The following is a 22,627-nucleotide window of genomic DNA, read 5'->3' as shown; positions in this document are numbered from 1 at the left end:
ACTGTAGAAAATTTACAAGAGCAAATAAATGAACGGCACAGATATAAAGGCCGTCCGTATAAGAAGATGGAGGATGATACATATGTTAAGAACAGATTTACCGGAAATAATAACAGAGACTTTACCCGGTCCTAAGGCACAGGCAATTATAGACAGAAGAGCGCAGGCAGTTCCAAATGCGATCCGTTGTGGATATCCGGTTGTTATAGAACGAGGTGAAGGCGCCATGATCGAGGATGTCGATGGCAACAAGTTCTTGGATTGGATCGGTGGTGTCGGTGTATTGAATATCGGATTTTCCCAGCCGGAAGTCGTTGAAGCAGTAAAAGCACAGGCAGATAAATATTTTCACGGCATGTTCAATGTTGTAACACATGAAGGCTATGTAGCACTTGCAGAGAAGTTATCCGGCATTGCACCTGTAAAGGGCGACAGCAAGAAAGCATTCTTTGCAAATAGTGGAGCAGAAGCAGACGAGAATGCCGTTAAGGTAGCAAAGGCATATACAAAACGTCCGAATATCATCGTATTCTCCGGTGCATTCCATGGAAGAACACATTTTACAATGGCAATGACATCCAAGAAAGCATATGCAAAGGATATGGGACCGTTAGCAGCCGGCGTGTTCCGTGCACAGTTCCCATATTATTATAGAAATCCGGAAGGAATGCCTGAGGATAAGGCAGTTGATTACTATATCAAATCTATCTACGATGTATTTGAACAGTGTGCAGCAGCAGACACGATCGCAGCGATCGTTGTTGAGCCGCTTCAGGGCGAAGGTGGTTTCATTCCTGCTCCGATCGAATGGGTAAAAGCAGTTCGTAAGATCTGTGATGAAAATGGTATCCTGCTGATCGCAGATGAGGTACAGAGCGGTTTCTGCAGAACCGGTCGTATGTTTGCTTCTGTTTACTGGCAGGAGGCAGGTGTAGAGCCTGATATCATCGCAACAGCAAAATCCATTGCAGCAGGTGTTCCATTGTCGGCAATTATTGCAAGAACTGAGGTTATGGATGCAGTTCCGGCAGGAACGATCGGTGGAACCTATTGTGGAAATCCACTGGCATGTGCCGCATCCTTAAAGACGATCGAGATTATGGAGAGAGATCATCTGGCAGAGCGTTCCTGTGAGATCGGTAAAAAAGTGACAGAGCGTTATCTGGAAATGCAGAAGAAATATCCGGTTATCGGTGATGTCAGAGGACTTGGCGGTATGATCGGTATCGAATTCGTAAAAGATCAGGAAACAAAAGAACCGGATGCAGCATTTACATCTGACCTGATCCAGACTTGTGCGAAGAAAGGTCTGTTAGTAGAAGGCGCAGGAACTTACAACAATGTAATCCGTTTCCTTGCACCGCTTGTCATGACAGATGAGCAGCTTGCAGCCGGTCTTGATATTTTTGAAGCATCCATCAAAGAATGTCTGAACCACTAAAGAAATCTTAACATAAACAAAACAACAATCCTTATATATATGAATCGCACAAACAACCGCTGTGGCGAGACAATCCCTAGGGTCAATCCCTAGACGCTGTCTTACCATAGCGGTTATTTTTATATTCCCCTCTGGTTCCTAGCGGTATGGATATTCATGATGTTGTGAGGCAAATTATTATCTGGTATCCCCTCTGACTGGCAATTGGTATGGTTATCCATGACATTGTGAGTATTTCGTCGTGAGATGCACATTGGCAGCGAATGCGGGCGCATGTCTGAGTCCGTAGGACGAGTTTGCGCAGGAGCATGAGCGAATCAGCCATGTGCATCGAACAGAAAACGGAACAAGTCATGATAACCATACCAATTGCCAGTCGGAGGGACTGCCTTTAAACAAATCTTAACGCCTCTGCAATAGAGATGATGGCATTTTGATGCATTTGGATGCTATAAACATGGAGTAAACTCTGGAAAAAGGAGAATTATGTAAAAAGACGGGAGGTATGTAGGGAAAATTGAAGAAATTGTGGCTTAGAATAGTATTATTCATAGCAGGATTTGCAGGAGTATTCATATTTCTGTATCCATTTGTTACGAAGGGGATTAAAAACATAGGAAATCTTACGGGAGTTGTTCTTGGTATCTGCCTGATCTTATATGCGGCATGGTTCCACAGGGTGAATTGCCGGGTGAAAAAATGGCTGACCCGGACTACCGGAAAAGTAATATGCGGGATCGTTTTGCTGATTGTATTAGTTGCAGTTGGATTTGCGGCAGCAGGAACGATATGCATGGTACGGGCATCGAAGACAGCACCGAAGGATGAAACTGTCATGATCGTGCTTGGCTGTGGTGTAAATGGCGACCGACCAAGCCTGATGTTGACGGAACGCTTAGATGCAGCGTATGATTATCTGAATACACATGAAGAGGTTGTGGGTATTCTGTCCGGAGGACAGGGAAAAGGTGAGAATATCAGTGAAGCGGAGTGCATGTACCGGTATCTGACAGAAAAGGGAATTGCAAAAGAACGTTTATATAAGGAAGAACGGTCAACTTCGACCAGAGAGAATCTTCTGTACTCAAAGAAGATCATGGAAGAGGAACATCTGGATTTCCGGGTCATTATTGTAACAAATGAATTTCATGAATACCGGGCATCTGTTATTGCAGAACATACAGGTATAACACCATCGGCGGTGTGCGGGAAAACAGCGTGGTGGTTACTGCCAACTTATTATCTGAGGGAGCTTTACGGAATCGTCTTTGAATGGATTTTTTAGATAGCTTAAACAAAAAACTTAAGAATCTTAAAAATTTGGATACAAAATGGATGTAATTTTTTGATATAACCTGACTTAACAAATCTTAACAACACCTGACGCATACTTGAATTATAGATGCAAATGCTATAATGTGTGGATGGTTATTGAAAATTAAAATCAGGACATATTGGAAAAAGAGAGGATATGGTTATGATTTTAGACAATGACAAAAGAATAGATGAAAAGATAAAGGGTGCTATGCAGCCTGAAAATGCAGAGAAGATACTGATCGTTGATGATGAAAAGGATATAAGAAAGCTGGTTGGAATCTATCTGAAGAGACAGGGATATCAGATCCTGGAAGCCGAAAACGGAAAACAGGCGATTGATCTGGTGAGAGAGAATTCCGATATCGATCTGATCATTATGGATATTATGATGCCTGAAATGTCAGGAACTGAGAGTTGCTCTGCCATTCGAGAATTTTCATCTGTTCCTGTGCTGTTTTTAACAGCCAAGACGCAGGAGCCGGATAAGAATGAGGCATATGATACAGGTGGAGATGATTTCTTAAGCAAGCCATTTGAACAGAGTGAACTGGTTCGAAAGGTGAAAGCACTTATCCGTCGGTATAATATATATAAAGGAAGAGAGGATAACAATGACGGTATTCTCCGAGTCGGAGCAATATCGATCGATCCGTATAAACGTGTTGTGACGAAAGACAATGAAGTTATCCATCTGACGGATAAAGAATTTGCATTGCTGTTTTTCCTTGTGAAGAACCGTGGAAGATCCTGGAATCTGGATGAATTATATGAGAACATCTGGCAGGAAAAATATCTTCCGTCCTCATCAAATACGGTTATGGTACATGTATTAAGACTTCGGCAGAAGATCGAGGATAATCCGGCACAACCGGAAATCATCAGAACCATATATGGAAAGGGCTATCAGGTGGATTAACAGCCGGTAGAAAGTATGCGGTATGAAGGACAGAGCAGAACAGAAAAGATTTGAAAAAGATGCAGAAAAAAGGCTTACATTAAATACAAAGCTGATTCTTGTAATAGCAGGAAGCCTGTTGCTTGCGGTCGTATTGTTCTTTATCTGGCTGAAGACAACCGTATATGTGATTGATAAGAAATATCTGAACGAGGCAACTGTAGCACGGAGAACGGAAGAAAAGATTGACCGTTTCTCTGATTATGTCAGTAAGAATAAAGTTAAATCCACAGATATGAATGCTATTCTCAGTTGGCAGCGGGAAGAGGGAAGTGTATATCTTCTGGTTTACCAGAATGAGAATGTAATATATGATTCAACAAAGCAAAAAAGACGAACCATGGTGGAACGTTTTTTTAATAAAATATCCAATGGGAATCAGAAAGGCAGAAAGCTTGCAGAGTCTGAAGAAGACAAAAGGCAGATGCTGAATAACATCAAAAGCAAACATTTGCTTGAGATTTATCGGAAGAAAGCAGAGTCAAAAAAACAGGAAGAACGATCAGATCAGAGTATCTTCGATGATACGTCCTCTACGGAGACGGATTATACAGAGACGATTCCGTCCAATGCTTCGGATGTGGAAGACTTTGCATCCCAGTATGGCAGTTATGCATTCTATTCGGTTCGTTTTGAAGATGGATTATATGATGTCTGCATCGTAGATTATTCTGAGAAAAAGGTCTATTACATATGGGTGACGATAGGCTTTCTGGTATGTTCATTTATATTTATGTTGTTGGTTATGCGCTATAACGGCCGGGTAGTAAGGCGTGTAAAGAGATTGACACATGAGGTGTCAAAGATAAAGAAAACAGATATCAATGCGACGATTACGAAGTCGGGACATGACGAGATCCTGACACTTGCTGAGAATATAGACAGCATGAGAAATTCGATCATTGATCAGATGAGTAAGGAAAAAGAAGCATGGCAGGCGAACCGGGATCTGGTCACAGCGATGGCGCATGATATCCGGACACCGCTTACGGTGTTAAGCGGATATCTGGATCTGCTTGAGACAGGGGAATTTGAATCTGACGAAGAGTACAAACAGTATGTTGATATATGCGTTGCCAAAGCAGGACAGTTGAAAGATCTGTCAGACAAGCTGTTCCGATATTTCTTCGTTTATTCCGGGCATACCGATGAACTGAAAATGGAAGTTTATCATGCAAAGGAGTTTTTCCAGCAGATGATCGGAGAATATATGTGCCTGCTTGAAGAAAAGGGAATCACTTTCCGGATCACAACAGAGGACAATTCACCGCTGATAAAGATCGATGCCCCATATCTGAAACGATTGTTTGATAATATATTTATAAATATAAGAAAATATTCTGATTACAGCAAGCCGGTAGATATCACATATCACACAACCGAATCGAAGGTAGAGCTGGTGATCAGTAATTATATAAATAAAAACAGAAATGAAGCTGAAAATACCAGAATTGGACTCAAAACCTGTGAGAAGATCGCACAGGAAATGGAAATAGAGTTTTCAGCAAATGAGAAAAAAGACAGATATACAGTCAGGCTGATATTTGTAATTGTAAAATAAAGGAGGTCCAGAGATACTCTGGAATAGATGTCTATGAAGAATGTACTGGAATTTATTGAAAGATCAGCAGAAAAGTATCCGGATAAGTTGTCTGTAGCCGATATAAACGGCGGTTTGACTTATAAGGAACTGGAACAGACAGCAAAACAGATTGGTGCATGGTTGTATCAGGGACTTGGCGGATGTAAGAACCGTCCGGTTGTCGTACTTCTTGATAAGGAACCGAAGAGCGTTGCGGCTTTTATGGGAGTTGTGTACAGTGGGAACTTTTATGTGGTTATAGATGCAGAAATGCCGGTAGACAGAGTGAATAAGATCTTAAAGGCATTGCAGCCGGAAGCTGCTGTAACAGACAGCAAGCATCTGGATAAGGCTGCAGAGTTACAGGTTGAGACAGAGGATGGTCAGGGATATGGACTTAAACTCTTTAATATGGATGAGATGGATCAGACCATAGATCAGAGCTGCCTTGCAGATGTCAGAGCACATATGATCGATACAGATCCGGTATATGCATTATTTACCTCAGGTTCAACAGGTGTTCCGAAGGGGGCTGTTATATCACATGCGAATATCCTTTCCTATATTACATGGTATACGGAAGCATTTGATATTAACGAGACGACAATATTTGGTAATCAGACGCCGTTTTATTTCAGTATGTCAGTCTCGGATTTATATAGCACATTGAAAAATGGTGCAACATTGTATATAATACCAAAAGCTTATTTCTCGTTCCCGATCAAGCTTATGGAGTTTCTGAATGAGAAAAAGGTCAATACGATCTACTGGGTTCCGTCGGCACTTTCGATCATTGCAAACTATAAGATGTTCCGGTATGCTGAGCTTCCGGAGTTGAAAAAAGTATTATTTGCCGGTGAGGTTATGCCGACCAGGCCATTAAATTACTGGATCGAGAATCTGCCGGATGCCATGTATGCCAATCTGTTTGGCCCGACAGAGACGACGGATATCTGTACTTATTATGTGGTAAACAGAAAGTTCCGTGATGATGAGCCACTTCCGATGGGAAATGCATGTAACAACTGTGATGTATTTGTACTTGGTGAAGATGGCAAGGTGGTTTCACCGGAGATCAATCCTGAGACAGGCTTCAGTGCAGAAGGAGAATTATATGCCAGAGGTTCATTTGTCGCTCTTGGATATTATGGAAATGCAGAAAAGACAAAGGAAGCATTTGTTCAGAATCCGTTGAATCCGAATTATCCGGAGCTGATCTATAAGACCGGAGATCTTGTAAAATATAACAAATTCGGAGAACTGGTCTATATCTCAAGAAAAGATTATCAGATCAAGCATATGGGCTATCGTATCGAGCTTGGTGAGATCGAGGCGGCTGCCGGTGCGATCGAGGGTATCAGAAGTTACGCATGTATCTATGATGATGCAGAAGACAAGATCGTATTTATATATGAAGGAAAGAAACTGGATGACGCATTTCTGCTTGGAGAGTTCAAGAAGAAGGTTCCGCATTATATGGAACCGAACCAGTTTGTAAGAGTGAAAAGTATGCCACATAATCAAAATGGAAAGATTGATCGTAAGTGGCTGAAAAATAATTATAAATTATAAAAAAGTGAGGACAAAGAAATGGAAGAATTATTAGAGATTTTAAATGAAGTAAAGCCCGGAGTTGATTTTGCAAATGATACAGATCTGGTTGGCCATGGTATACTGGATTCTATTACAATGGTAACACTGGTGCTTGAGCTTAACGATGCATTTGACATCGAGATCACACCTGTAGATATCGTACCTGAGAACTTCAAAACAGTTCAGACGATCTATGATATGATCCAGAGATTAAGTGACGACTAGGGAGTAAAATAATGTCATATACATCGATAGCTTATTTAGGATTTATATTGATGGGATCATTCTTTTTCTATTCCGTTGTGCCGTTAAAGCATAAATGGAAGGTCCTGTTGATATTCAGTTACCTGTTTTATTTCATTAATTCAGGTAAATATGTTGTGTTTATATTGTTTTCATCGTTATCCATCTATTTCGGCGGACGACTGCTGAATAAGATCGATGATGGCTTCAGTATGGCAAAGAAGGTACTGCCAAAAGAAAATAAGAAGGAATATAAAGCGATCATCGGATGGCAGAAGAAATGTGTGTGCGTTTCAATCGTTCTGTTGAACCTTGGTATTCTTGTATATCTGAAATATTCAGTATTCTTTGGACAGGTTTTCTGTGATATATTAAGTCTGCTCCGTATTAATAAGACGAATCCAATGCAGAATATGATGCTGCCGCTTGGTATCTCGTTCTATACACTGTCGGCGATCAGTTATATCGTTGATGTTTACAGAGGAAAATACAGAGCATCCGATAATTTCTGGAAGGTGAATCTGTTCCTGATTTTCTTCCCGCATATCGTGGAAGGTCCAATCGGGCGATTTGACCTGCTGGGTGATCAGGTTTATGAAGGTCACGAGTTCAACTATAATAATATGACTCAGGGCTTGCAGCTTGTTTTATGGGGTCTGTTTAAGAAGATCGTTATAGCAGATCGCGCAAATATGTATGTAAACCAGATCTTCAATTTCCATGATCAGTATGATGGCTTATATGTAGTTGTCGGAATGCTGTTATATACCTTGCAGTTATATGCGGAATTCTCCGGCTGTATGGATATCGTAAGAGGTAGTGCTCAGATGTTTGGTATTCAGATGTCTGAGAACTTTGCAAGACCATTTATGTCAAAGACAGTCAGTGAATTCTGGAGAAGATGGCATATGACACTTGGTGCATGGTTTAAAGATTATGTATTCTATTCCATCTCATTGTCCAAGGCATTTATGAAGCTCAGTAAGAAGACAAGAGAGAAGTTCAATGCATTTTTTGCAACTCTGATCCCGACCTCTATCGCGATGCTCGCGGTGTGGTTCGGAACCGGTATCTGGCATGGAGCCAGCTGGAAGTATGTTATGTATGGTATTTACTACTGTCTCATTATGATACTTGGACTTCTGACGGAACCATTATTTAAGAAGATGTATGGGAAACTGCATGTGAACCGGGAAGGTAAGATTTATAAGGCACTTCAGGTAGTAAGAACGTTCATATTTGTAAATATCGGTATGCTGATGTTCCGTGCGGATGACCTTAAGATCTTTGGACAGATGCTCGTATCGATGTTCCGTAATTTCACATTTTCAGTGCTTACAAGCGGAGATCTGTTTGAAGTAAAGCTTGATGTCTATGATTTCCTGTTACTTGCATTTGGTGCACTGGTATTACTGCTGGTAGGTTTATATCAGGAGAAGGGACATCATATCCGTGAGGAGATAGCAACAAAGAATATCGTTCTTCGTTGGGTGTTATATTATGGACTGATCTTTTCTGTGATCATTCTGGGCGCATATGGAAGCGGTTATGAAGTGGCCGGATTCATATATGCACAATTTTAGGATAGATGGTGAGAGACATGAAAAAAGAAAGAGTAAAAAACATTATAAAAGTTATCGTGTTTATGCTGATCTTCTGTGGCTTTATGGCACTCGGCTCCGTCATGCTTTATCCGAAAACGAGTGATCCGGAAGGCGGCTTATCAAATCCAAATGCCAGAGGCTTCTATGGAGAACCAAAGAATTCCATCGATCTGGTCGTTATGGGAAACAGTAATGCCTACAGTGCATATTCACCGATGCTGATGTGGAAGAAATATGGTATTCCTTCCTATGTTGTTGCGGAAGGCGCACAGAATATTGCCGAGACTGTTAATATATTAGAGGAGCTTCTGACATGTCAGAAGCCGAAGCTGATCATTTTGGATGTTGACCTTTTATGGCAGGGTAAGACACAGGTATCCAGAGTAGAAGGAAATGTGAAATCTCTGATCTACAAATATATTCCGATCATGAAGTATCATGACAGATGGAAAGGCTTTGTGTTGGGTGATAGTTTTAAAGCAAAGAACTACACATATCGTTCTTCAAGCAGAGGACAGTACTTAAGTAAAACGGTTGTACCATATACGGGTGAAGACATGATGGTAAAGACTGCTGATGTCGAATCGGTACCGAAGTCATCCAGGTTCTTCCTTAAGATGTTCCTTGATCTCTGTGAAGAAAATGATATCGATGTGATGTTTGTCGAGATGCCGACAGCTAATTCATGGAATTATAAGAAGCACAATGGCATGACAAAGTATGCCAAGGAGCTTGGCATTCCATTTGTTGATCTGAATACCACAGAGGGTAAGAATGCGATCAACTGGAAGAAGGATACCAGAGATGGCGGAAGACATCTGAACTGTTATGGAGCTAAGAAGGTAACAAGAGAGATCGGTAAGTATATTTCAGAGAACTATACATTTACGAATAAGAAGAAAGATCCGGAGTATAAGAGCTGGAATAAGGCTTATAGGGAATATAAGCAGTTTATGAAGACAGATAAGAAGTCTTCCGATAAGAAACACAAGAAGTCGAAGAAGGCTGACATCAAACAGTCAGATACATCTGATACCAAAAAGCAGAAAACAGAAAAAACAACGACTGAGAACAAGCCGGAGACAACGACAGAAAGTACAGCTACGGAAGAAGTAACAGAAAGTGCAAGTACGGAAGCGAACACAACTCTGCAGTAAGAGATTGTAAAGTATATAAGGGAGATCATGGAGACACAGATATGGATTTGCAGATCTGGAAGCGCCATGATCTCTCTTTTTATGAATCGGATACTTTATATGCCTGCATAAACATGGAATAAATAAGGTAAGAAAATGGTATTTGTTATTTATTTTTGTGTAAATAACAGCTTCTTGTGATAAAATGGCAATGAAATGTAAATAATAGTTGCAGAAATATAGAAAATTGTACAGGCATGCCGGGAAATAAGCGGAATTATGGCAGTATACGATGCTTTTACAGATGCCTGGTGGCAGGATATGATAGGAGGATATGGAATATGAAGATTTTATTTTATGATACGAAGAAATATGACAGAGATTCATTTGAAAAGATATTACCGGAATATTCAGATCTGGAGGTAGAGTTCTTAGAAGCAGATCTTTCACCGAGAACAGCAGCTCTTGCAAAAGGATATGATGCGATCTGTGCATTTGTAAGTTCTGATGTCAGTGAAAAAGTAGTTGAGTGTCTGGCTGCAAATGGTGTAAAATTAGTGTTAATGCGCTGTGCCGGATTCAATAATGTGGATCTGGATGCAACAAACCGTTGTGGTATCACGGTGCTCCGTGTTCCGGGTTATTCACCGGAGGCGGTTGCAGAGCATGCGATGGCACTGGCACTTGCGGTTACCAGAAGAATCCATAAGAGCTATATCAAGGTTCGTGAGAATAATTTCAGTTTGGTAGGTCTTACGGGTATGAACTTCTATGACAAGACCGCGGGTATCATCGGAACCGGTAAGATCGGAGCGGCTATGTGCCGGATCTGTCATGGATTTGGCATGAAGGTTCTGGCATATGATATGTACCGGAATCCATCCCTGGATTTTGTAGAGTATGTGGATCTGGATACGCTGTTATCGACCAGTGATCTGATCTCCCTTCACTGTCCGCTGACAGATGATTCGTACCATATGATCTGCACAGAGACGATCAATAAGATGAAGGATAATGTGATCCTTGTAAATACATCGAGAGGCGCACTGATCAAGACGGAGGATCTGATCACGGGAAATCGAAATAAGAAATTCTTTGGTATCGGTCTGGATGTGTATGAGGAAGAAACAAATAATGTATTTGAGAATCGTGAGGATGATATTCTGGAATCCTCGATCACGGCAAGACTGCTGTCGTTCCCGAATGTCATCGTAACCTCCCATCAGGGCTTTCTGACGGAAGAAGCACTGGAAGCGATCAGCCGTACCACACTGGACAATGCGAGAGATTATGAGAATGGCACGATCAAGGATATAAATGCCGTGTAGAAATATATGCAAGATAAAAGAAGTGCGGAAGACAATCGTCATAGAGAAAATGAAAGCTATGTAGAAAAGGAAATGATTATGCAGAATTACAGATTTCTGATCGCCTATGATGGGACGAGATATCATGGGTGGGAACATAAAAAAGACGTTGTGACCATACAGGGAAAGATCGAATCAGTGCTTTCCCTGATGGCAGGCGAAGAAGTACGGATCAACGGAGCGGGAAGAACCGATGCAGGTGTGCATGCAAGGGCAATGGTTGCAAGCGGCCCGGTTCCGACAGATAAGACACCGGAGGAGATCCGGGATTATATGAATCATTATCTGCCGGATGATATTTGCATTTTGGAGGTTACTCCGGCAGCAGAACGCTTTCATGCAAGATTTAATGCAAAGGGCAAGCATTACCGTTACACGATCTATCGTGGCAGGCTGAAGCCGGTATTTGACCGGAAATACGTCTGGACTCTGGATGAGGGTGAGACGATCGACTGTGAACGGATGCGAAAGGCAGCAGCTTATCTGGTCGGTGAACATGATTTCAAGAGCTTCTGTGGCAATAAGCAGATGAAGAAATCGACGGTTCGGAAGTTATTTGCGATCGATATTAAGGAAGATGGCGATTATGTGATTCTTGATTTCCACGGAGCCGGATTCTTACAGAATATGGTTCGTATCCTGACCGGTACTCTGGTAGAGGTCGGGGCAGGCAGAATGGAACCGGCGTACATGGAAGAGGTGCTTACAGGCCGGTGCAGACAGCTCGCAGGGCCGACCGCACCACCACAGGGCTTGTGCCTGATGCAGGTTGATTATGAAAAAAAGTAATATGGAGTAAGTAGTACAAATGAATGAATTTAAAAATGGGCTGAAGGATGGAATCCCGATCGCCCTGGGGTATTTTGCAGTTAGTTTTAGTTTTGGTATTCTTGCGATCAAAGGCGGACTCAGTGTCTTTCAGGCAGTTCTTACCAGCGTTACAAATGTTACAAGTGCCGGTCAGTTTGCCGGACTTCAGATCATCATTGCCGGGGGAACGATCCTTGAGGTGATCCTCACTCAGCTTATCATCAATCTGAGATATGGTCTGATGAGTCTTTCACTTACGCAGAAGTTAGCTGACGATGTAGGCATCTGGAAGCGTCTGATCATTGCATTTGCAAATACAGATGAGATCTTTGCAGTTGCAATGGGATATTTCAAAGAAGTGACCTTTCCGTATATGTTAGGACTTCAGATCCTTCCGATCCTTGGATGGGGCGGTGGTACATTTGCCGGAGCAGTAGCCAGCGGGCTGCTTCCAAAGTCTGTGTGCAGCGCACTCAGTCTTGCACTTTATGGCATGTTCGTGGCGATCGTTGTTCCGGTTGCTAAGAAGTCAAAATCTGTGTTATTTGTGGTATGCGTGGCAGCTTTGTTCAGTATCCTTTTATATTATGTTCCGATATTCCACTTTATCTCGACCGGAATATCGATCGTTATATGTACAGTAGCGGCAGCAGCAATTGGTGCGATCGTTGCGCCGGTTAAGAAAAAAGGAGAAGAATAGAGATGAGTGTATATACATATATTATCGCAATGGCGGTTGTCACATATCTGATCCGTGCAGTGCCATTGGTGTTATTCAGAAAAAAGATAGAGAATCGGTTTTTAAGTTCGTTTTTATACTATGTGCCATATGCCTGCCTAACGGCACTTACCCTTCCGGCGATTTTCTACAGTACGGAAAGTGTTATCAGTGCGATCGCAGGATTTGTCGTAGCGGTTATCTTTGGTATCCGTGAAAAAGGGCTGGTAGTTGTAGCGGCTGCCGCCTGTGTGACAGTGTTTGTAGTGGAGAGAATATTGGCGTTTTTATAGGGGGTTGTGAATCCGAAAAGTAAGGACAAAGAACGTGCTATATCGCCGACCTGGAATGTAAAAGACTTTTGACACACTAAAAACCTTGATGTCAATGTCCTTTGATAGCGAAAATATGACTTTTTGATTAGTATGAGTATACTAGGAGGTGAAGAGATGGAACTCGGAAAACAAATAAAAAAACATCGTCAGGAAGTACAATTATCCCAAGAGAAGTTAGCCGATCGAGTTTATGTTTCAAGACAAACAATCTCAAATTGGGAAAATGATAAAAGCTATCCAGATGTGAATAGTTTGGTATTACTGAGTGAAATCTTTCAAATTTCTCTTGATAATCTAATCAAAGGAGATATTGAAGTTATGAAAGATGTAATTCAAAAAGAAGAAATTGTAAAAATGAACCGCTATGGAAAAATCTACACTATAATGCTGATTGTCACTGTAGTTTCGGCAGTTCCGCTATTTATGTGGCTTGGCGTTTGGGCATTCATCCCTTGGGGAATCATTTGGGCACTCTCTATGTACTTTGCCTTTCAGGTTGAAAAGGTAAAAAAAGATAATGATGTTCAAACCTATAAAGAAATTGTTGCATTTTCTGAGGGGAAACTATTGGATGATATACAAAAGCAGAGAGAAATAGGTAAACGCCCATATCAGAAGATTTTTTTAGTTATAGGTAGTGCACTGATAACATTTGTTGTTTGTGTATTAATCGGATTTCTGATGCATATTTTTATGAACTAATAGTGGTAGACCGTAAACTTCTGGTTTAGAGAGAACGTAGAAATGATTCGATTTTGTCCAAAGGATGAGATATAAAATACAATATACGAATAAATAAAGATGATTGGTTTTATGATAAGACTGGTCGTCTTTATTTTTTCGGAGCTTGATATGCAACTATAGGGAATTAAAACTTAGTGAAAAAGTGCAGTAAGTTTTAAGTTGTAGGAGTATGCTCCATGTATGACTGTTGAAGATGGAGAATATTATGCTCATCTTCATATGAGTGTCGGAAATGAGAAAGGTGAAGCGTTTGGAGGGCATCTGAACAGAGCTGTCGTGAGTGCAACCTGTGAGATGGTAATTACGGTCATTGATGGAAATGTTGACAGAGTTTATGATGAAGAAACAGGGCTTAATGTATTTAAGTTTGATTAGATGCGTTGAACACATGTGATGAATCGGGATTTTCAGGAGAAAAATCATGAGAAGCAAGGTGATTTTTATTTTAGCGATTATATGGATCGTTATATCATTGTTTTGGTTCTGGGCAGAAAATATTGCGTTAGGTACCATATGGCTATGTGCCGGATTCATTGAACTATTTATCGCGTTAGTGAGACGCAGCAAAGAGAAGAAAAGCAAATAAATTCCGGGTTATAAAACATAAGGATTTTTGTTACCTAATACAATTTTCTGCTCTACAATCTCCGTCATAATAAAAATGTCTCCATCATTTCAAAAGAGAATGACGGAGATATTTTGCTCTGCTTATTCTTGTAGTAACCAATCGGCTATATCGTGAATTTCAATTCCTTCATAGCTATATTGAGGATGTTTGGTTCTGGCAATAATCATTTTCGGATAAGCATCTCGAATCTGAAGCAGAGGAGAGCATTCTCTCTCAAATGTTTCCTGCATGGAAATGTTGTCGCTGACCTGAATATAAAACTTCTCGCTACCTTTCTGAGCAACAAAGTCGATTTCCTTTTGATAGAGCTTGCCAACATAAACATCATATCCACGGCGAAGAAGCTCGATGCAAACGATGTTTTCATATACTCTGCCATAATCTATATTTCTGCTTCCGAGTATTGCATATCGAATACCGCTGTCACACAAATAGAACTTTTCAGAGCTTTCAAGGTATTTCTTACCTCGGATATCGTATCTCTTAATATCATAAAATACAAAAGCATTGCACAAATATTTAATGTACTTGCCGATGGTTACATGATTGGTTGGAGTCTCATTTGCTGTTAGTAGCTGACTGACCTTATTAGGAGAAGTCAGGTTGCTGATATTATCCATAAGGAATTCGCTCAGATGTTGTAAAACTAAAGTGTCAGGGAGAGCATATTTCTGTACCAAATCCCTTGTAACAATAGTTTCGTAGACCTCTTTGATATAGTTTGTTCTGTCTTTTTCGGTTCTATAAGCATAGGAACCTGCTAAACCGCCCTTGATAGCGTACTCATCGAAGAGCTTATCTTTGTCATTAATATCATCATAAAATTGGCAATATTCCTGGAAACTGAAAGGAAACACATGAATTTCGATATAGCGTCCGGTAAACAGCGTTGCCAGATCTGCACTCAACAGGAAAGCATTAGAGCCTGTTACATAGATGTCGTATTTTCCCTTAGAGTACAGGCTATTGATTGCCAGCTCAAACTTGGGACACATCTGAACCTCGTCTACAAACAGGTAGTTCGTTTTATCTTTCTGATAATGTTCTTCCACATAGGCGTGTAAGGCATGGTATTCCCTGATTTCTTCATATGCTAAATCCATGAAGTCAATGAAGATAATATTGATGTTTTCAAAGTTGCTCTTCAGATACGTAATATACGCCTGCATTAGTTTGGACTTACCAGATCGACGAATACCAGTGATGATCTTGATGTCAGGAGTGCCATTCAGTTCAATGATTCTATCGAGATATTTTGCTCTCGTGATTGTCTTCATATAGTCACCCACTTTCAAAAATTGAATTTTTTTCATTTCTCGAAACCGCCTCGTTGTACTTAGTATACTGTCTGCTAATAGTATATGCAAGATGTCACTTTCAAAAACACAAATTTTTTTATTTTTTGAAAGTGGAAACTATGTAAAAGCAACCCGAAGACTGTCCCAGGCATGAACAACTCATTTTTGATGTTAAATTATCAAATTTTCAAGGAAGCTTCAGCATCCACCCACATCTGCATAGTTCCATCAAGATATAGAGTAACATATATCCGGCAGATGTATAAATGTCAATGCTGTTGTGGTACATGTTGTATTCTGCGTAAATGGTATTCATGTTGTGTCACCTTTAAATTAATAAAAATATAGAAGCATTTCAATCAGTTCACCATGTCGTTTTTATTTTGTGTTATACTGTTTTTATAGGATTTTCTTTCCCTTGTATTTTCCCTTATCAGAGTTCGTAAATCAGTATGGGAAGATATAACATAAGGGAAAGCTCACCTGCGATAAACTTAGTATTTTCAAAGGCTTGAGAGATATTTGATAATAAAATATAACAGTTAAAATTGTTTCGTGGAAAATATCCAATACTGTGATGTTATAAAAACAATATCTACTCTGATATTAAATATATATAGTTAATAAAGAGAGGTGCATATGCTATGCCAGGTATACTCGTGGTTGAAGATGATGAAAATTTAAATCGTGGAATTGCATTCTCATTGAAAAAATCCGGATATGAGGTTTTTTCGGCAGAATCAGTGAAAAAAGCGAAAAGAATTGCAAGTGATAATAATGTGGATGTTATCATTTGTGATGTGAATCTTCCGGATGGGAATGGACTGGAATTTGTAAGGTGGATGAGATGCAATTATAATACATACATTATTTGTCTTACAGCACTGGATCAGGAGATGGATCAGGTTATGGGATATGAAGCAGGGGCAGATGATTATATTACAAAGCCGTTTAGTCTTTCGGTACTTCTTTTGAAAATAGAAGCACATTTCCGCCGCAGACAGGAGAAAACGGAAGCCGGAAAGATGATTTCGGGAGATATCGTATTTATCGCAGGAGAAATGAAAGTCCTGATAAAGAATCGTGAAATCAGTCTGACAAAAACGGAGTTGAAAATGCTGACTTTTTTTCTTCAGAATCCGAAAAAGATTCTTTCAAAAACACAAATATTGGAAAATGTGTTTGATCTGGAAGGGGATTTTGTGGATGAAAATACAATCGCTGTCAATATCAGAAGACTCCGTGAGAAAATCGAAGACAATCCGGCTGCACCGGTCTATATAAAGAATATCAGAGGTCTTGGGTATATATGGAATCAGGAGGTAAGGCAGTGACAAAGAGATATCGCAAGAAGATTACAGTAGTGCTCTCCTTGGTATTGTCTGTCATAATATTGTTTGCAATATTAAATTGCGTTACCACGTATGTGTTTTATGAAGATTATAAATATAAAATGAATCTTATGACAGACATTGCTGCAAAGGAAGAATTTTCCGGGCTGGATGCTGTTTCGGAATTGCTTAAGGATAAAGATATTGAAACCAATGAACGGGGAAGGCAATTATTGGAGCAATATGGATACTGGGGAAATAAAGGGAATGCATTTTATTTGCAATTCCGGCATCAGGTTATGGTGACCGGTGCTGTAAGCACTGTGATATGCGTGCTTCTTTTGACTTTTTTACTTTATTGGAAGAAAAAAGAAGATGCGTGTCATCAGAAAATTTTAGACCAGTTGGAAGAAATTCTGATCAGATTCCGTGAAAATAAATTTGATGATTTACTGAAAACGGAAAATTATGTAGAACTGGAAAAATTGAATGACCAGCTTGAAGCAATCGGACATCATATTCAGTTGATAAAGGAAGAAGCAAGGGCAGAAAAAGAGAACACGAAAGAAATGGTTTCTGATATTTCTCACCAGTTAAAGACACCGGTTGCAGCTTTGGATACATGTTTTAGTGTGCTGATGCAGAATGACTTAAGTGCTACAGAACAGGAGGAGTTTCGTATCCGTTGTCGGAGTGCTCTGGATGGACTGGAGACATTATTGCAATCGCTTCTTGAAATATCCAAGATGGAAACTGGACTGATTCAGATTAATAAGAAAAAACTTCCGCTTATGGATACTGTCATATCTGCTGTGAACCGCACTTATCCTAAAGCGGATGAGAAAGAAATTGAATTCGTTTTTGACTATGAGAAAGAGCTGGAAACATGCACGATTATGCAGGATAAAAGGTGGCTTGGTGAAGCTGTGATCAACGTTCTGGATAATGCGGTCAAGTACAGTCCGGGTGGTTCAAAAATATTTATCCGGTTACAAAAAAGAAACGATCTTGTAAGAATGGAAATTGAGGATCAGGGAATTGGTATTCCGCAGAATGAGTATCATAAAATTTTTCAACGATTTTACAGAGGAAGTTCCAAGGAGGTTATGGAAAAGAGTGGTACAGGAATCGGACTTTTTCTATCGAGAGAAATTATCGAAAAACACGCAGGTACGATTACGGTAACCTCCGGCAAAAAGAAAAAAGGAAGCACGTTTGTGATTCAATTACCATATGTTGGTTAAATTTTAAACGAGCAGAACCCTTACAATTCTGTAAGAGTTCTGCTCGTTTTTTGAAAGTGAAATGAAAGATTGTCCTGATACAATTAGGATGTAGGTTGAAAAATGACCAAATATTTCAAGTCGAGCAGCTGCGAGACTTGACGCGTGCTGAAAAGGTACGCTTTACAGAATTGAAAAGGAGGCAACACATGAGTGTGATATTAGAAACCAAGCAGCTTTGTAAGTTTTATGGCGCAGGTGAGAATCAGGTCAAGGCGGTCAATCAGGTGGACATTCAGATTGAGCAGGGGGAATTTGTCGCAATTGTTGGAAAGTCAGGTTCCGGTAAAAGTACATTACTTCATATGCTAGGAGGGCTTGATACCCCAACGAAAGGCAGTGTTACTTTAGCAGGGAAAGATTTATACAGGATGAATGAAGATGCCCTTGCTGTTTTCCGCAGAAGAAAAATCGGATTTGTTTTTCAGGCATTTAATCTGGTTTCATCTGTTAATGTCTGGGAAAATATTGTACTGCCACTGGGGCTGGATGGAAGAAAAGTGGATGAAGCGTATGTAAATGATATCATTGCAACTTTGGGAATTGAAAAGAGGATTTACAATCTGCCAAATCAGTTATCCGGAGGACAGCAACAGAGAGTAGCAATTGCAAGAGCACTGGTGAATCGTCCGGAAATTATATTTGCAGATGAGCCGACAGGAAATCTTGATTCCAAGACCAGTGATGAGGTAATCGCCCTGCTTAAGATGACAGCAAAAAAATATGGACAAACAATTGTAATGATTACCCATGATGACGAAATTGCACAGGTCGCTGACCGTATTCTGGTGATTGAGGACGGACAGGTGGTGGATTTTAGATGAAGACAATAAGCAGGATTGCATATAGCAATGACAAAAAGAACAAGACAAGAAGTATACTGATTATGATGTCCATATGTCTGACTACGATGCTGCTTGTGATTATCAGTACTGTGGGAAATGGAATGATCCGTTTACAGAAAAGTCAGGCGGCAGGCTCATATGGAAGCAATTATGGTTTGTTTGTCGCAGCAGATGCCTTGCAGTTAAAGGACGTACGCCGCCGTGCAGAAATAGATGCAATAGGAATTATGTGTACAGAAGGCATAATTAAAGGCAACGAAAACGGTGGTTTTGTCTGCATGGATGAGACTGCAAGAAAAATGCTTCCCTATAATAAGGAATATGAGTTAAAGGAAGGAAAGTATCCGGGGGGAACGCAGGAAATTGCCGCAGGAAGAGCATTTTTTAGTGAAATGGGATATGATGATGTAAAGGTCGGAGATACGGTTACACTGGATTACCGTGCAGGGATGCGGTCAGAATATAAGCCGGAAGAATTTGTTGTCAGCGGAATCCTATATGACCGGGATGAGTATACCATCGAGGCATCTTATGTTGCTTTCGGGTCACAGGAGTTTTATGATGAGCACGTCGCAGAGAATGACAGACAGTATAATATTTATTTTACTTTAAATGATTCTGCAAATGTATCTATGAATAATATTGATTCGGTTATAAGGCAGATTGCAGCAGCTTGTGGGATCGAAGAAAAAAACGTTATTGTCAATGATCTCTATTTGCAATGGGTCTTGCAGCCGAGTTATGAAACGATTGCGGTATGCGGGGTTTTGATTCTTGCAATTGTACTTTTCTCTGTTGTGGTCATTTATAATATTTTTCAGGTCGGTATTGCCAACAAGATACAGGAGTATGGAAAAATCAAGGCTCTGGGAGCGACAAAAAAGCAGATGAAACAACTGATCTTCAGAGAGGGCATTTTTTTGACATTTTTTTCAATACCGGTTGGATTGCTTTTTGGCTTTCTGATTGCAAAATGCGGTTTTAACTGGCTGGTAGAACAGGGGAACCTTGTATCAACCGGAACTGGTTCTATGGGTGTTCAAAATCAGCAGGTGCCTCTGTTTTCCCTGCCTGTTATGCTTCTCTGTATTTTCGTATCATTTCTTACCGTTGCTTTGGCACTGCGTAAACCAATGAAAATTGTTTCACGGATTTCACCTATCGAAGCAACACGGTATTTAGAAAATGCAGAAACACAAAAAAAAGGAAAACGAAATGGCAGAAAAAATGTCACCGTGTTTTCTATGGCAATGGCAAATGTAACGGGTAATCCCAAAAGAACTATTGGTACTATCCTCACAATGGGTTTTTCTTGCGTATTGTTTGTGATTATCTCTAATTATGTGGGGAATATTGACACGGAGCATGAAGCACGTCTTTCCGTTAATTATGGACAATTTGAACTGCAGCTTGACTATTCTGCTGAGTATGATGAAAGATATCCGGAGAATAATCTGGATACGATTCTGACGGATGATCCATTGAATGATTCGCTGATTGAAGAAATCAAAAGCATTCCGGGAGTAACAGATGTCATGACGAGAGAGATTGTCTCTGTAAATCTGAACGGAACAAGATTTCCGGCTACTATTGTGAGTAAAAAGGATTTTGATTTTATGCGCCAAGAAGGGGATATTGGCTCTATGGACTATGATCAGGCGGTAAAGAATGGTGATATTTTCTTTGGTTGGTTGGCGTGGATGGAACAAGATGGATATGCTCCGGGTGAATCCATTGCATTTGACTTTGAGAATGGAAGTGGAACCTATACCTATCAGGGAAAGATTGCAGGATCTTTTGTAAGTGCGGACACTTATCTTGTCATTCCGAAAGGTGTATATCGTTCCATGAATCCGAGAGGAACAGCCTATGGCTATCTGTGGGTGGACTGTGATAAAAAAGATGTGGCATCTGTAGAACAAAGTCTGAATACTTTGATTTCTAATACTTCGCATATAAAAATGGATACTTATCATGCGCAGTTACAATCTGCCGAATTTGCAAGCAGCATGATGAAGCTTGGCTGTTATCTGTTTATGGCTATTGTAGGACTCATCGGGTTTATGAATATGGCGAATACCATGATCATGAATATTACGACAAAAAAGCAGGAATATGGTGTATTACAGGCTGTGGGCATGACAAATAAACAATTAAATTTATGCCTGCAGTTACAGGGACTGATTTTTACGGTTGGCACCATATGCGTAGCTTTGATCATTGGTCTGCCGCTCGGCTATGCACTTTTTTCCTATGCAAAACATATGGGAATATTTGGAATAAATATCTATCATGTTCCAATCGTACCAATTTTTATTATGATTTTTTTGGTCGGTCTGTTGCAGATTGTACTTTCCTGCGTTTTAAGCAGTAATCTGAAAAAGGAAACGCTGGTTGAAAGAATAAGGTATCAGGGATAGCAAGTAACCAAGCTGTCACTCGGGCAATGAGTGACAGCTTGGTTTGCAAGTATACGTCAAAAGATTCTATGGAGAATATTATGCGCATCTTCATATGAGTGTCGGAAATGAGAAAGGTGAAGTGTTTGGAGGGCATCTGAACAGAGCTGTCGTGAGTGCAACCTGTGAAATGGTAATTACGGTCATTGATGGAAAAGTTGACAGAGTTTATGATGAAGAAATAGGGCTTAATGTATTTAAGTTTGATTAGATGCGTTCTTATGATATTATATTTCATGTATTCAAACAAAGTAGGAAAGAGGTAAATACACCATGAATTTGAAAAAAGTTCATCATATTGCCATTATTGGGAGCAACTATGAGCAATCAAAGCATTTTTATGTGGATCTATTAGGTTTTTCTATTATTCGAGAAAATTACAGACCAGAACGTGATGATTACAAAATTGATCTTCAACTCGATGAGATGGAATTAGAACTTTTTATCATTAAAAATTGTCCGAAGCGCCCCAGTTATCCAGAAGCTTACGGTCTCCGGCATCTTGCCTTTGCTGTAGACTCGGTCGATAATACCGTAAGGGAATTGAATAAAAGGGGCATCATAACTGAGCCGATTAGACTTGATATTTACACAGGTAAAAGAATGACATTCTTTTATGACCCTGACAATCTACCATTGGAAATTCACGAATAAAGTATTGCAGTTAAAAGATGTGCCCTGTTTTGGACTGTGATTTTATAACTTCAAGTTTGCAGAACTGACCCAAAAGAGCTCGAAGGAGCTCTTTTTGCTTTTTTATAATAGTATCATTATGGTATAATAGAGACAATAAAATCGGAATTTAACGCACATCTAAAAAACGAGAATTCACAAAAACGTAGCCATAAAATGGTGATGAAAGGACGTATAACTTATGAGTAAAAAAGTATTTGTTTTGGTACACGATTACTGGCATCACGATGATTCCATCAAGCCTA

Annotated in this window: 21 protein-coding genes; 20 read left to right on the top strand and 1 reads right to left on the bottom strand. The window is 40.0% G+C overall.

The genetic code is table 11. The annotated features are described in order from the left end of the window. The first annotated feature begins 82 nt into the window (after positions 1-82). From gabT to GT641_RS06865, 14 genes are all read left to right on the top strand, one after another. Positions 83-1,441, top strand: coding sequence for a 4-aminobutyrate--2-oxoglutarate transaminase (gene gabT, locus GT641_RS06930; RefSeq protein WP_044945797.1), 1,359 nt, complete (start codon positions 83-85; stop codon positions 1,439-1,441). A gap of 517 nt (positions 1,442-1,958) precedes the next feature. Continuing rightward, the gene (locus GT641_RS06925) at positions 1,959-2,726 is read left to right on the top strand and encodes a YdcF family protein (RefSeq protein WP_008402156.1); all 768 of its coding nucleotides are present in this window, start codon (positions 1,959-1,961) and stop codon (positions 2,724-2,726) included. Positions 2,727-2,918: 192 nt separating this feature from the next. Beyond that, a complete protein-coding gene (locus GT641_RS06920) occupies positions 2,919-3,674 on the top strand; it encodes a response regulator transcription factor (protein ID WP_243104391.1) in 756 nt (251 codons plus the stop codon). Between the two features lie 22 nt (positions 3,675-3,696). Beyond that, positions 3,697-5,274, top strand: coding sequence for a HAMP domain-containing sensor histidine kinase (locus GT641_RS06915; protein WP_161117144.1), 1,578 nt, complete (start codon positions 3,697-3,699; stop codon positions 5,272-5,274). Between the two features lie 33 nt (positions 5,275-5,307). Continuing rightward, positions 5,308-6,867: an AMP-binding protein gene (locus GT641_RS06910; protein ID WP_161117143.1), complete on the top strand. Its 1,560-nt coding sequence runs from the start codon at positions 5,308-5,310 to the stop codon at positions 6,865-6,867. A gap of 18 nt (positions 6,868-6,885) precedes the next feature. Continuing rightward, a complete protein-coding gene (locus GT641_RS06905; RefSeq protein WP_008402160.1) occupies positions 6,886-7,113 on the top strand; it encodes an acyl carrier protein in 228 nt (75 codons plus the stop codon). A 155-nt stretch (positions 7,114-7,268) separates the two neighbouring features. Beyond that, positions 7,269-8,714, top strand: a complete 1,446-nt coding sequence (locus GT641_RS06900) for an MBOAT family O-acyltransferase (protein ID WP_347562857.1) — start codon at positions 7,269-7,271, stop codon at positions 8,712-8,714. A gap of 17 nt (positions 8,715-8,731) precedes the next feature. Next, positions 8,732-9,892 (top strand): SGNH/GDSL hydrolase family protein, encoded by a 1,161-nt coding sequence (locus GT641_RS06895; RefSeq protein ID WP_243143709.1) that lies wholly within the window; start codon positions 8,732-8,734, stop codon positions 9,890-9,892. 320 nt (positions 9,893-10,212) lie between these two features. After that, entirely contained in the window at positions 10,213-11,199 is a 987-nt protein-coding gene (locus tag GT641_RS06890) for a 2-hydroxyacid dehydrogenase (RefSeq protein WP_161117141.1), read from the top strand. Between the two features lie 78 nt (positions 11,200-11,277). Continuing rightward, positions 11,278-12,027, top strand: a complete 750-nt coding sequence (gene truA / locus GT641_RS06885; RefSeq protein WP_021943194.1) for a tRNA pseudouridine(38-40) synthase TruA — start codon at positions 11,278-11,280, stop codon at positions 12,025-12,027. A 19-nt stretch (positions 12,028-12,046) separates the two neighbouring features. Continuing rightward, complete coding sequence (locus GT641_RS06880; RefSeq protein ID WP_008402167.1) at positions 12,047-12,748, top strand: AzlC family ABC transporter permease; 702 nt, start codon at positions 12,047-12,049, stop codon at positions 12,746-12,748. 2 nt (positions 12,749-12,750) lie between these two features. Further along, positions 12,751-13,059: an AzlD domain-containing protein gene (locus GT641_RS06875; RefSeq protein WP_008402168.1), complete on the top strand. Its 309-nt coding sequence runs from the start codon at positions 12,751-12,753 to the stop codon at positions 13,057-13,059. Positions 13,060-13,215: 156 nt separating this feature from the next. Next, entirely contained in the window at positions 13,216-13,803 is a 588-nt protein-coding gene (locus GT641_RS06870) for a helix-turn-helix transcriptional regulator (RefSeq protein WP_044945802.1), read from the top strand. Positions 13,804-14,025: 222 nt separating this feature from the next. Then, positions 14,026-14,220: a DUF296 domain-containing protein gene (locus tag GT641_RS06865; protein ID WP_161117139.1), complete on the top strand. Its 195-nt coding sequence runs from the start codon at positions 14,026-14,028 to the stop codon at positions 14,218-14,220. A gap of 333 nt (positions 14,221-14,553) precedes the next feature. On the opposite strand, the gene GT641_RS06860 is transcribed toward GT641_RS06865, so the two are convergent. Next, positions 14,554-15,786, bottom strand: a complete 1,233-nt coding sequence (locus GT641_RS06860) for an ATP-binding protein (protein WP_008402171.1) — start codon at positions 15,784-15,786, stop codon at positions 14,554-14,556. A 629-nt stretch (positions 15,787-16,415) separates the two neighbouring features. On the opposite strand from GT641_RS06860, the gene GT641_RS06855 reads away from it, so the two are divergent. From GT641_RS06855 to GT641_RS06830, 6 genes are all read left to right on the top strand, one after another. Beyond that, the gene (locus tag GT641_RS06855) at positions 16,416-17,105 is read left to right on the top strand and encodes a response regulator transcription factor (protein WP_161117138.1); all 690 of its coding nucleotides are present in this window, start codon (positions 16,416-16,418) and stop codon (positions 17,103-17,105) included. After that, positions 17,081-18,346 (top strand): HAMP domain-containing sensor histidine kinase, encoded by a 1,266-nt coding sequence (locus GT641_RS06850; RefSeq protein ID WP_161117137.1) that lies wholly within the window; start codon positions 17,081-17,083, stop codon positions 18,344-18,346. The genes GT641_RS06855 and GT641_RS06850 overlap by 25 nt, the downstream gene beginning before the upstream one ends. A 188-nt stretch (positions 18,347-18,534) precedes the next feature. Beyond that, positions 18,535-19,209: an ABC transporter ATP-binding protein gene (locus GT641_RS06845; protein WP_008402175.1), complete on the top strand. Its 675-nt coding sequence runs from the start codon at positions 18,535-18,537 to the stop codon at positions 19,207-19,209. After that, a complete protein-coding gene (locus GT641_RS06840; RefSeq protein ID WP_161117136.1) occupies positions 19,206-21,650 on the top strand; it encodes an ABC transporter permease in 2,445 nt (814 codons plus the stop codon). The genes GT641_RS06845 and GT641_RS06840 overlap by 4 nt, the downstream gene beginning before the upstream one ends. A 43-nt stretch (positions 21,651-21,693) precedes the next feature. After that, on the top strand, positions 21,694-21,900 hold the full coding sequence (locus tag GT641_RS06835) for a PPC domain-containing DNA-binding protein (protein WP_342413220.1): 207 nt from the start codon (positions 21,694-21,696) through the stop codon (positions 21,898-21,900). Between the two features lie 62 nt (positions 21,901-21,962). Next, the gene (locus GT641_RS06830) at positions 21,963-22,343 is read left to right on the top strand and encodes a VOC family protein (RefSeq protein WP_008402179.1); all 381 of its coding nucleotides are present in this window, start codon (positions 21,963-21,965) and stop codon (positions 22,341-22,343) included. Positions 22,344-22,627 lie beyond the last annotated feature (284 nt).

Origin of the sequence: Clostridium sp. BIOML-A1 (assembly GCF_009874105.1) — a bacterium.
In the GTDB taxonomy this organism is placed as follows: Bacteria; Bacillota; Clostridia; order Lachnospirales; family Lachnospiraceae; genus Coprococcus.
Note: the sequence above shows the minus strand (reverse complement) of the source record. Positions and strands in the feature narration are given on the sequence as shown.